11 protein-coding genes are annotated in these 10,803 nt (G+C 61.2%); 8 read left to right on the forward strand and 3 right to left on the reverse strand.

The genetic code is table 11. The features are described from left to right. Nucleotides 1-48: 48 nt before the first annotated feature. The 7 genes from pqqF (at nt 49) to TU74_RS19125 (ending at nt 7,788) form a co-directional block, all read left to right on the forward strand. Complete coding sequence (pqqF, locus tag TU74_RS19100; protein ID WP_048377358.1) at nt 49-2,493, forward strand: pyrroloquinoline quinone biosynthesis protein PqqF; 2,445 nt, start codon at nt 49-51, stop codon at nt 2,491-2,493. A 154-nt stretch (nt 2,494-2,647) separates the two neighbouring features. Continuing rightward, nucleotides 2,648-2,722 carry a pyrroloquinoline quinone precursor peptide PqqA gene (pqqA, locus tag TU74_RS23685; RefSeq protein ID WP_003444522.1) on the forward strand — a complete coding sequence of 25 codons (75 nt, stop codon included), beginning with the start codon at nt 2,648-2,650 and terminating at the stop codon, nt 2,720-2,722. 86 nt (nt 2,723-2,808) lie between these two features. Beyond that, on the forward strand, nt 2,809-3,720 hold the full coding sequence (gene pqqB, locus TU74_RS19105; protein ID WP_048377359.1) for a pyrroloquinoline quinone biosynthesis protein PqqB: 912 nt from the start codon (nt 2,809-2,811) through the stop codon (nt 3,718-3,720). A gap of 104 nt (nt 3,721-3,824) precedes the next feature. Further along, nucleotides 3,825-4,577, forward strand: a complete 753-nt coding sequence (gene pqqC, locus TU74_RS19110; protein ID WP_048377360.1) for a pyrroloquinoline-quinone synthase PqqC — start codon at nt 3,825-3,827, stop codon at nt 4,575-4,577. Then, the gene (gene pqqD, locus TU74_RS19115) at nt 4,574-4,849 is read left to right on the forward strand and encodes a pyrroloquinoline quinone biosynthesis peptide chaperone PqqD (protein WP_047279333.1); all 276 of its coding nucleotides are present in this window, start codon (nt 4,574-4,576) and stop codon (nt 4,847-4,849) included. The genes pqqC and pqqD overlap by 4 nt, the downstream gene beginning before the upstream one ends. After that, the gene (pqqE, locus tag TU74_RS19120) at nt 4,821-5,987 is read left to right on the forward strand and encodes a pyrroloquinoline quinone biosynthesis protein PqqE (protein ID WP_047278055.1); all 1,167 of its coding nucleotides are present in this window, start codon (nt 4,821-4,823) and stop codon (nt 5,985-5,987) included. The genes pqqD and pqqE overlap by 29 nt, the downstream gene beginning before the upstream one ends. After that, nucleotides 5,953-7,788: a S9 family peptidase gene (locus TU74_RS19125; protein WP_048377361.1), complete on the forward strand. Its 1,836-nt coding sequence runs from the start codon at nt 5,953-5,955 to the stop codon at nt 7,786-7,788. The genes pqqE and TU74_RS19125 overlap by 35 nt, the downstream gene beginning before the upstream one ends. An 89-nt stretch (nt 7,789-7,877) precedes the next feature. Here the strand turns inward: TU74_RS19125 and TU74_RS23690 are convergent, their stop codons facing one another. Further along, entirely contained in the window at nt 7,878-8,036 is a 159-nt protein-coding gene (locus tag TU74_RS23690) for a YqaE/Pmp3 family membrane protein (protein WP_047278059.1), read from the reverse strand. Nucleotides 8,037-8,227: 191 nt separating this feature from the next. Continuing rightward, a complete protein-coding gene (locus TU74_RS19135; protein ID WP_048377362.1) occupies nt 8,228-9,511 on the reverse strand; it encodes an aspartate aminotransferase family protein in 1,284 nt (427 codons plus the stop codon). 229 nt (nt 9,512-9,740) lie between these two features. Here TU74_RS19135 and TU74_RS19140 point away from each other — a divergent pair, with 229 nt between their 5' ends. Further along, complete coding sequence (locus tag TU74_RS19140; RefSeq protein WP_047278062.1) at nt 9,741-10,640, forward strand: LysR family transcriptional regulator; 900 nt, start codon at nt 9,741-9,743, stop codon at nt 10,638-10,640. A gap of 63 nt (nt 10,641-10,703) precedes the next feature. Here TU74_RS19140 and TU74_RS23695 read toward each other — a convergent pair. Next, nucleotides 10,704-10,803, reverse strand: a 100-nt coding sequence (locus TU74_RS23695; RefSeq protein ID WP_146425996.1) for an IS3 family transposase, incomplete at its 5' end; no start/stop codon positions are given.

Genomic DNA, 10,803 nt, shown 5'->3' on the forward strand with positions numbered 1-10,803 from the left:
TTGCCAGTAATCCGCTAGCATGAGCGCTTCTCTGTAACGGAAGTGCCCATGCCCGCGTTGAACACCCCAGACGTCCTACGCCTGACCACCCGCAATGGTCTGACGCTGACCGTGCGCCATGTTCCACGGCTCACGCGCAGCGCGGCTTGCATCCGAGTGGCGGTAGGCAGTCATGACGTACCCGCCGACTGGCCAGGGCTGGCGCATTTTCTGGAGCATTTGTTGTTCCTCGGCACCGAGCGCTTCCCCGCGGCGCAGGGCCTGATGGCCTATGTGCAACAGCATGGCGGGCACCTCAACGCGCGCACCAGCGAACGCCATACCGACTTCTTTTTTGAATTGCCGCCCGAAGCCTTTGCGGGCGGGCTGGATCGCCTGTGCGACATGCTGGCTCATCCGCGTCTGGACCCGGACGACCAGCGGCGCGAACGCGAAGTGCTGCACGCGGAATTCATTGCCTGGGCCCGCGAGCCTTCGGCGCAACGCGACCTGCAAAGGCTTCAACCGCTCAACGCCACACACCCGCTGCGGGGCTTCCACGCGGGCAATCGCTACAGCTTGCCCGTGCCACGCGCAGCCTTTCAGCGCGCCTTGACGCATTTCCATGAGCAGTTTTACCGAACCGGGCACATGACCTTGAGCCTGGTGGGCCCGCAATCGCAGGACACGCTGATCGCACTCGCCGAGCGTTACAGCCTTGAGCTTCAACCGGGGACGGCCGCCACGCCACAGCCCCCGCCGCCTCTGATGAGCAAGGGTTCGTCACAGTACCTGCAGGTCGAGGGTTCACACGTGGACCTGATGTTTACCTTGGAGCAGCTACCCACTGCATCAGAAGAAGCGCTGGCATTTCTGTGTCACTGGATCAACGCCGATAAACCGGGCGGACTTCTCGCTCACTTACGTCAGCAGCAACTGACCGACAGCCTGCGTGCCACATCGGTGTACCAGTTTCAGGACCAGGCCCTGCTCGGCCTGACGTTCACAGGGTCGACGGACATGAGGGCCAAGGCTCAACCGATCCGCGACGCCGTCGACGACTGGTTGTGCTTTTTCAGCGCTCAGCAACCCTGGACCGGCCTGCGCAACGAATACCGACGCGTACAGGAGCGTCAACAACAGGTCAGCAGCGCCTTGGAATTGGCCCGCCGCGATGTTCAGCACCTCCCGACAGGGCTGTCAGACCACGGTGTTGAAGCACTGGCGGTGATCCTGAAACACCTGCAAACCGAGCCCCGCCCGAGCGGGCAGCACGCCTGGCAATTACCCACACCCAATCCCTTCCTCATATCGGAGAAACACCCCGTGACCGCTGGCCTTATTCGTGGACAAACCAGTGCCCATCGCGGCTTGCGCACGTTTGCCCAGGACCGCTTGCGCAGCCGCCGCGAAGTATCGGCCATGACGTTCAGCCCTGCTCTCGCGCCCCCTAATGGCGAAGCCGCTGTGTACTTGCGCTGGCACTTGGGCGTGACCCCTGCCCCCTCGCTGTTACCGGCGCTGCAACACCGCCTGCTGACACTGCAACACGATGCGCGCGAAGCAGGCGTTGAAATGTCGCTCATCGCGCAGGGCAATGACTGGTTGCTGAAGTTGCATGGCCTGCAAGAGCCGATGCCTGCCATTCTCGAACACGCGCTGCCATTGCTCACCCCGCTGACGGATGATGCGCCGGGAGCGACGCCGCAAACGCCACTGATGCCCATCCGCCAGCTACTCAAACGCCTGCCGGAACTGCACTCCCGCTTCGCACTGCCTGCGGCTGACTCCGTGCAGCACGTCTGGCCATCCGCCCGATGGCACGGTCTGGCGGTGGGCGTTTCCCCGGCCAGTCAACCCATGATCAGCAGCGCGCTCAGCAAAGCCCCCGGCACCCCGGACCCGCACCTGACGCACATCGTCGAAGCCCCCTCAGCACGCCACTGGCACACCGCACCGTGCGAGTCGAGCGAACAGGCGTTGCTGCTGTTCTGCCCGGCACCGCGGGCTGACCTCACGCAAGAAGCCGCCTGGCGACTGCTGGCCCACCTGGCGCAAACCCCGTTCTATCAGCGTCTGCGGGTGGAGCTGCAAATGGGTTACGCCGTGTTCAGCGGCGTGCGCCAGCTTGGCGACAGAACCGGCCTGCTGCTGGGGGTGCAATCGCCTCAAGCCACGACGGCAGACATCTTCGAGCAGGTCCGCACTTTCCTCGGGCAATTGCCGCAGCAGATTGCCGCACTGGATGAAGCGTCTTTCATCGAGGCACGCACCGCACTGGCTCAACAGTTCTCAGCCGAGGCCCTCAGCCTGGCTCAAGCCGCCGACCTGCTCTGGCACGCTCAACAGGCGGGCCACTCGTCGGATTACCTCAAGGTGCTCTACAACGCACTTATGACGCTGGACCGAGCCACTACACTCAAGGCAGCTGAGTGCCTCAATGACCCGGACAGCGACTGGCTGTGCGTGGCCACCGAGCCGCAAACTGAATCGTTTTATCAGCGTAGAAGCTGATTTTTACCATCCACGTAATGAGCTTTCTTCGACTTTGGTCGTTCATGCTCAGTCAAATTTAGTAACATAGCCACCTAAGCATCTGAACATCTCCTTCGGGAGCTGGACTAAGTTAAAGACACCCCACCCACCCCCACTGCTAAGGAGTCACCTCATGGCTTGGACTAAACCGGCTTACACCGATCTGCGCATTGGCTTTGAAGTCACCATGTACTTCGCAAGCCGTTGATCTGCCGCTTTTATTGAGCAGAGCAACCCAACGCCTCGGTTCGCCGGGGCGTTTTTATTTTCAGATTTGCAAGAGAACAGCCTCCCATGTTCGTCCAGATTCTAGGTTCCGCCGCTGGCGGCGGGTTCCCGCAGTGGAACTGCAACTGCGTCAATTGTGCCGGTTTTCGCGAGGGCACCTTGCGCGCCACGGCCCGTACCCAGTCTTCCATTGCGATCTCCGATGACGGCGTGAACTGGGTGCTGTGCAACACCTCGCCCGACATCCGCGCCCAGCTCCAGAGCTTCGCCCCCATGCAGCCCGGCCGCGCCCTGCGTGACACCGGGATCAGCGCCATCATCCTGATGGACAGCCAGATCGACCACACCACCGGCCTGTTGAGCCTGCGCGAAGGTTGCCCGCACGATGTCTGGTGCACCGACATGGTCCACGAGGACCTGAGCACCGGTTTCCCGCTGTTCACCATGCTCAAGCACTGGAACGGCGGCTTGAACTGGCACCGCATCGAACTCGAAGGGTCGTTCACCATCCCGGCCTGCCCGAACCTGCGCTTTAGCCCGTTGCCGCTACGCAGCGCTGCGCCGCCGTATTCGCCGCACCGCTTCGACCCGCACCCAGGCGACAACATCGGCCTGATCGTCGAAGACCTGCGCACCGGCGGCAAACTGTTCTATGCACCAGGGTTGGGCAAAGTGGATGCGCCCTTGCTCGACATCATGGCCAGCAGCGATTGCCTGCTGGTGGACGGCACGATGTGGGATGACGACGAAATGCAGCGCCGCGGTGTCGGCACGCGCACCGGCCGTGAAATGGGCCACCTTGCACAAAATGGCCCCGGCGGCATGCTCGAAGTGCTGGAGCAATTGCCCGAGCAACGCAAAGTGCTGATACACATTAACAACACCAACCCGATCCTCGACGAAGACTCCGCCGAACGTGCCGAACTGGCCCGCCGTGGCGTAGAAGTCGCCTTTGATGGCATGAGCATCGAGCTGTAAGCCACACCCTGTCGCTGCCACACGCTGCGTTCACGGACGCAGCGCTCAGGTCGGCGTCACCCCCTGCGGCTGCAACGACACACCGTATTTTTTGGAGGCACCCGATGACCCAAGCCCCACTGTCCAAAACCGAGTTCGAAGCCGCATTGCGAGCCAAGGGCGCGTATTACCACATCTACCACCCGTATCAGGTGGCGATGTACGAAGGCCGCGCCACGCGCGAACAGATCCAGGGCTGGGTCGCCAACCGCTTCTACTATCAAGTCAACATCCCGCTCAAGGACGCCGCGATTCTGGCCAACTGCCCTGACCGCGAAGTACGCCGCGAGTGGATTCAGCGCTTGCTCGATCACGATGGCGCCCCCGGCGAAGACGGCGGTATCGAAGCCTGGTTGCGCCTGGGGCAGGCCGTCGGCCTTGACCCGGATCAACTGCGCTCCCAAGAGCTGGTGCTGCCCGGCGTCCGGTTTGCCGTGGATGCCTACGTCAACTTTGCCCGCCGCGCCACTTGGGAAGAAGCCGCCAGCAGCTCGCTGACCGAAATGTTTGCCCCGCAGATCCATCAGTCGCGTCTCGACAGCTGGCCGCAGCATTACCCGTGGATCGACCCGGCGGGCTACGAATACTTCCGCACGCGTCTGGGCCAGGCACGCCGCGACGTCGAGCACGGGCTGGCTATCACGTTGCAGCACTACACCACGTGGGAAGGCCAGCAGCGCATGCTGGAAATTCTCCAGTTCAAACTGGACATCCTTTGGAGCATGCTCGACGCCATGACCATGGCTTACGAGCTGGGCCGCCCGCCGTACCACAGCGTGACCGACCAACGCGTCTGGCATAAAGGAATCACCCTATGAGCTTCGATCGCAGCAAAATCCCGACCTGGCGCCCCGGCTATCGTTTCCAGTACGAGCCCGCGCAAAAAGGCCACGTGCTGCTCTACCCCGAAGGCATGATCAAACTCAATGACAGCGCCGCGCTGATCGGCGGCCTGATCGATGGCCAGCGCGACGTCGCGGCCATCATTGGCGAACTGGATGCACAGTTCCCCGACGTTCCCGAGCTCGGTCAAGACATCGAGCAATTTATGGAGGTCGCTCGTGCAGAGCACTGGATCGAACTGGCCTGACAGCCGGGTGCCACCCACGCCAGAAGTTGGCTTGCCGCTATGGTTATTGGCGGAGCTGACCTACCGCTGCCCGCTGCAATGCCCGTACTGCTCCAACCCGCTGGATTTCGCCCAGCAAGGCAAAGAGCTGACCACCGAACAGTGGATCAAGGTGTTTCGCGAAGCGCGCGAAATGGGCGCCGCACAACTGGGCTTCTCGGGCGGCGAACCATTGGTGCGTCAGGACTTGGCCGAACTGATTGGGGAGGCGCGCACGCTGGGGTTCTACACCAACCTCATCACCTCCGGCATTGGTCTGACCGAGCAAAAAATCAGCGACTTCAAAAAAGCCGGTCTGGACCATATCCAGATCAGTTTTCAGGCCAGCGACGAGCAAGTGAACAACCTGCTCGCCGGGTCGAAAAAAGCCTTCGCACAAAAGCTGGAGATGGCCCGCGCCGTCAAGGCTCACGGCTACCCGATGGTGCTCAACTTTGTGACCCATCGACACAACATCGACAAAATCGACCGCATCATCGAACTGTGCATCGCGCTGGAGGCCGACTTCGTCGAACTCGCCACCTGCCAGTTCTACGGCTGGGCGCAGCTCAACCGCGTGGGTTTGCTGCCCACCCGCGAGCAATTGGTGCGGGCCGAACGCATCACCAACGAATACCGCGCCAAACTTGAGGCCCAAGGTCATCCCTGCAAGCTGATATTCGTCACCCCGGACTATTACGAGGAACGCCCCAAAGCCTGCATGAATGGCTGGGGCAGCATCTTTTTGACCGTCACCCCGGACGGCACCGCGTTGCCCTGCCATGGTGCGCGGCAGATGCCGGTTCAGTTCCCCAACGTGCGCGACCACAGCATGCAACACATCTGGTACGACTCGTTTGGCTTCAACCGTTTCCGCGGGTATGACTGGATGCCCGAACCCTGCCGCTCCTGCGACGAGAAGGAAAAGGACTTCGGCGGCTGTCGCTGCCAGGCGTTCATGCTGACGGGCGACGCCAGCAACGCCGACCCGGTGTGCAGCAAGTCACCGCACCACGACCTGATCCTCAAGGCGCGCGAAGAAGCCGAGCACGCCACCCAAACCATTGAGCAACTGGCCTTCAGAAATGACCGAAACTCACGACTCATCGCCAAAGGCTGAACCGTTCAGCGCCGCCCTCGCCGTGGCCGCCGGGGTGGATTTTGCCGAATTGAAACTCGGCCGCCACGGCCTGTTCTGGAACGAATATCGCCCCCAGGACGCGGCCTGCCGCCTCTGGCACTGGCGCGACGGTCAGGCGCACTGCCTGACACCCAACGGCTTCAGCGTGCGCAGTCGGGTGTATGAGTACGGCGGCGGGTCGTTTTGCCTGAGCGATGACGGCGTGGTGTTCGTCAACGAGGCCGATCAACAGGTGTATGTGCAAACCCTGGAGGGCACTGCGCCTCACGCCCTGACCCAAGGCAACTGCCGCTATGGCGATGTGCAGTTTGCCCATGGGCAGGTGCTGGCGGTCGAAGAAGACAACGACCGGCATCGTTTGGTGAGCCTTGACACCGCTTCGCGGGCGCGCCACGTACTGGCCGAAGGCGCTGATTTTTATGCGGCGCCGACGCTCAGCCCGGACGGCCAGCGCCTGGCGTGGATCGAGTGGTATCGCCCACATCAGCCGTGGACCTCAACCCGCTTGATGGTCGCCCGGCGCAGTCACGAAAACCGTTGGCAAGCGCCGCAGTGCATCGCGGGCGAGGCGGGCGAGGAGTCGCTGCAACAACCGCGTTTCGATGAGCACAACCGCCTGTACTGCCTGACGGACCGCGAAGGTTTCTGGCAACCGTGGGTCGAATCGTCCGGGGGCTTGAAGCGCTTGCCGTGCGAGCGCGCCGACCATGCGCCTGCGCCCTGGCAGCTAGGTGGCAACACCTGGCAACCGCTGAGTGACAACGCGTATGTCGCCAGTTGGACGCAAGACGGTTTCGGACGCTTGGGCATACGCGCATCCGACGCCAGCCTTGAGGATTTCACAGGCCAATACAGCCGTTTCCGCAGTCTGGCGCTGGATGACGACGCCCTTTATTGCATCGCAGCCTCACCGGTCAGCCCGTCGGCCATCCTTCGCATTGCCCGCAACAGCCGGCAGGTGACGGTGTTGGCCGGTGGGGTGGCGCCATTGCCGGCTGATCGCGTCAGCCGCCCGCAAACGCTGCGCTACCCCACGGCCGGTGGCGAGGCTCATGGATTTTTCTACCCGGCGATGCACGGCGAAAAACAGCCGCCGCTGGTGGTGTTTATCCATGGTGGCCCGACCTCGGCGTGTTATCCGATGCTCGACCCGCGCATTCAATACTGGACGCAACGCGGCTTTGCCGTCGCGGACCTCAACTACCGGGGCAGCACCGGCTATGGCCGCGAGTACCGGCAGGCGCTGCACCTGAAATGGGGTGACGTGGATGTGGAGGATGCCTGTGCAGTGGTCAGCTATCTGGCCGATCAGGGGTTGATTGATCGCCAACATGCCTTCATTCGAGGCGGCAGCGCAGGCGGTTACACCACGCTGTGCGCGCTGGCATTCAAGGACGTGTTTCGGGCAGGCGCCAGTCTGTACGGGGTCAGCGACCCGGTGGCGCTGGCACGCGATACCCATAAGTTCGAAGGCGATTACATGGAGTGGCTGATTGGCGATCCCGACCGGGATGCCGAGCGTTATGCCGCGCGCACGCCCTTGTTGCACGCCGCCAACATCCGCGTGCCGGTTATTTTCTTTCAAGGTGAGCTGGATGCGGTCGTGGTGCCGCAGCAAACCCGCGACATGCTGAGCGCCTTGCAGGCAAACGGTATCCCTGCCAAAGCGTATTACTACCCCGACGAACGCCACGGGTTCCGCATGGCCAGCAATCAGGCCCACGCCCTGGAGCAGGAATGGATGTTTTATCGGGAAGTGATGCAATCAACCCCTGAATAAGTCGGGCGAATCGCTGCCGGGCAACGAAGCTGCGTGGGGCGCAGCTTCGTGCGGATCGGCAACAGTGACCGATCAGGGCGAAAGGAAAGTTATCGCTTGGCGATGATGTACACCGCGTGGATCACGCCCGGGAAATACCCCAACAGCGTCAACAGAATATTGAGCCAGAAAGCACCGCCGAAACCGACTTGTAAAAACACACCCAGCGGCGGCAGCAGGATGGCGATGATGATTCGAATAATGTCCATATGTTCAGTCCCCAATCAATGGTGGGCTCAATCAAGCCCTATGGTTAATCGACTCTGAGCACTGTCAAAAGGTTCAGTCGGTACTTTTCCACAGGCAAAAAAACGCCCCGTGCCGAACGAAACAGGCACGGGGCGATGCGTTATACCGCGAGACGGTTCTTTAAATTCTGTGTGTGCCGGTGTGTCAGCGATTACACCAACACGGCACGGCGACACTGCAACTGCGCGGTTCTGACCCGGGAAAACGCGCGGGCCAAACGCAGCAACATTTCATCGATATTGCCTTTGCTGACGCACAGCGCCGGGGTAAAGCGCAGGCAGTCGGGTTGCGGCGCGGTAATCAGCAAGCCTTCATACAACGCTGCTTTTACGACCTCATCTGCCGAATCATCCGACAGTGTCAGGCCCCACATCAGGCCCTGACCGCGTAATTCTCCCTGTGCATAACGATTGGCCAAACGCCCCAGGCCCTCGCGCAAGTGTTGCCCTGCGTCGCGAACCTGCTGCAAAAAGCCCTTTTCAACAAGCGTTTCCAGCACGGCACTGCCCGCTGCCGTCATCAGGGCATTGCCGTGATGCGTGCCGCCCAGCTCGTCCGCTTCCAGGCAACACGCTTTGCCGCGCGCCAGCAGCGCAGCCAGTGGCACACCACCGCCCAAGCCTTTGCCCAGGGTGATGACATCGGCACGAATGCCGTAATTCTGTTCCGCCAGCAGGGTGCCGCAGCGCCCCATACCGGTGTGGACTTCATCAAGAATCAGCAAAATGCCCAACTCCCGGCACAGGCGCTCGACCCCTTTGAGGTAATGCTCGGTCGCGGGAATCACCCCCGCTTCGCTCTGCACCGGTTCCAGCATGATGGCCACGGTTTGCGCATCGACTGCAGCGTGCAACGCGGGAAGATCGTTGAACGGCACATTGATGAACCCCGGCAGTTGCGGCTCGAAACGGTTATCGAACGTGCCGCTACCCGACGCCGACATCGCGCCAAAGCTGCGACCGTGACAACTGCCGGTCGCCGTGATGATCCGGTGAGCGCCGCCGCGATGCAGTTGGCCCCATTTGCGCGCCAGCTTGATCGCGCCTTCGTTAGCCTCGGCCCCGGTGTTCAAAAAATGCACCTGATCGCTGCCCGTGCTGTGGCACAGGCGTTCAGCCAGGTCCAGCATGCCGCGATTGAAAAACCCGGAGCCGGGGTTGATCAATGACTGCGCCTGTTCTGCGATCGCCCGGGTCAGCACGGCCGGGATGTGGCCCAGACAATTGGCGGCCCCGCCCTGGGTGAAATCCAGGTAAGCCCGACTGTCGCTGTCCCACATCCAGGACCCCTGACCGCGCACGAAAACCTGCGCTGGCCGCTCTACGCTGGGCATCAAACACGCTCTGGATACGGCGTTATTCATAGGCAATGACTGAGGCTCAATCGCCAGCTCATCAAGGCTGGGGGATTGGCGACGCAGGTTAAACAGGTTCATGCACGCTGACCTTGTGACCATAAGCCGTTTCGATTTGCAACCGGGGGCGGGGCATATTCAGGGTGAATCCCTCTGCGGGGTTTTCTGCCTTGCCTATGCAAAATTGCGCTACGCCCATGCACTTCATTGGGCTCTGTGACGCTATGAGCCCTGTGGAATGGGCGTAGACTAGGCGCCTGACGGCGTTTGAGCCATTTCGTTTTTTAAGCATTTTCGATAAGTATTACTTATGGATTTCAAGCAACTGCGTTATTTCGTCGCGGTGTACGAAGAAGGTCATGTGGGACGCGCTGCCGAACGGCTTTCCATCTCGCAACCGGCCCTTTCGCAACAGATCCGCCATCTCGAACACAACCTTGATGTCAGCCTGTTCGAGCGCAGCAGCAAACGCTTGCTGCCCACACTGGCCGCGCACACGTTGTATAACCACGCATTACCACTGCTTGACGGGTTGCAGCGGGCGAAAGAAGCCTTGCGCAACTTTCAGGGCCAAGCCTTGCGCACCATTGCCATTGGCGTGCTGCAAACGGTCCACACCAGCTTGGTGCCGCAGATGCTGGAGCGAGTGCGTCAGGCGCAACCGCACCTGGTGGTGCAGATTTACGAGCTGACAGGCCTTGAGATTGAACGTCGCCTGCTCAATGGCTCACTCGATATCGGCATCAGCTACCTGCCGCCGCGCCAGCCGGGGTTACACGGCATGCTGCTGTACGAAGATGAGCTGCAACTGGTCATCCCGGCAGATCACCCACTGCGGGAATTCAAGAAGGTCTCGCTGACGCAGGCGGCAGAGTTGCCGATGCTGCTGTTGGGGGAAGAGTTTCAGGTGCGCCAGATCTGGCAGAGCCAATTGGCCAATCTGGGCCGTCGTCCACAGGTCCAGGCGGAGCTCAACAACATGGCCGGGATTCTCGACAGTTTGCCGCACACCAAATTGGCCACGGTGCTGCCGGGGCGTTCGCGTCACGAACACGACGACAAGGCGCTGCTCTGGAAACCGCTCAGCGAGCCGAGGGTGCCATTGAAAGTGGGATTGGTGTGTCGAGATGTACAACGCCAGCAAGCCACATTGGGGTTACTGCGCACGCTGCTTGAGGATGTGATCCAGCAGGAAGAAACCCCGCTCTAACGTTTACGCCCCATGAGAAGGCTTGCTCCTACACGTTGAACTGCCCCCCAAAAGTTGGACAGATTAACTAGCGCCCTGCACAGCCTGAGTCCTGTATCCCACAGGGCTTAGGCTGTTGAGCGTCAGTTTGATACGGTCATGGTTGTAATAATGGATGTATTCA

It is taken from the genome of Pseudomonas lundensis, assembly GCF_001042985.1.
GTDB classification, from domain to species: Bacteria; Pseudomonadota; Gammaproteobacteria; order Pseudomonadales; family Pseudomonadaceae; genus Aquipseudomonas; species Aquipseudomonas lundensis.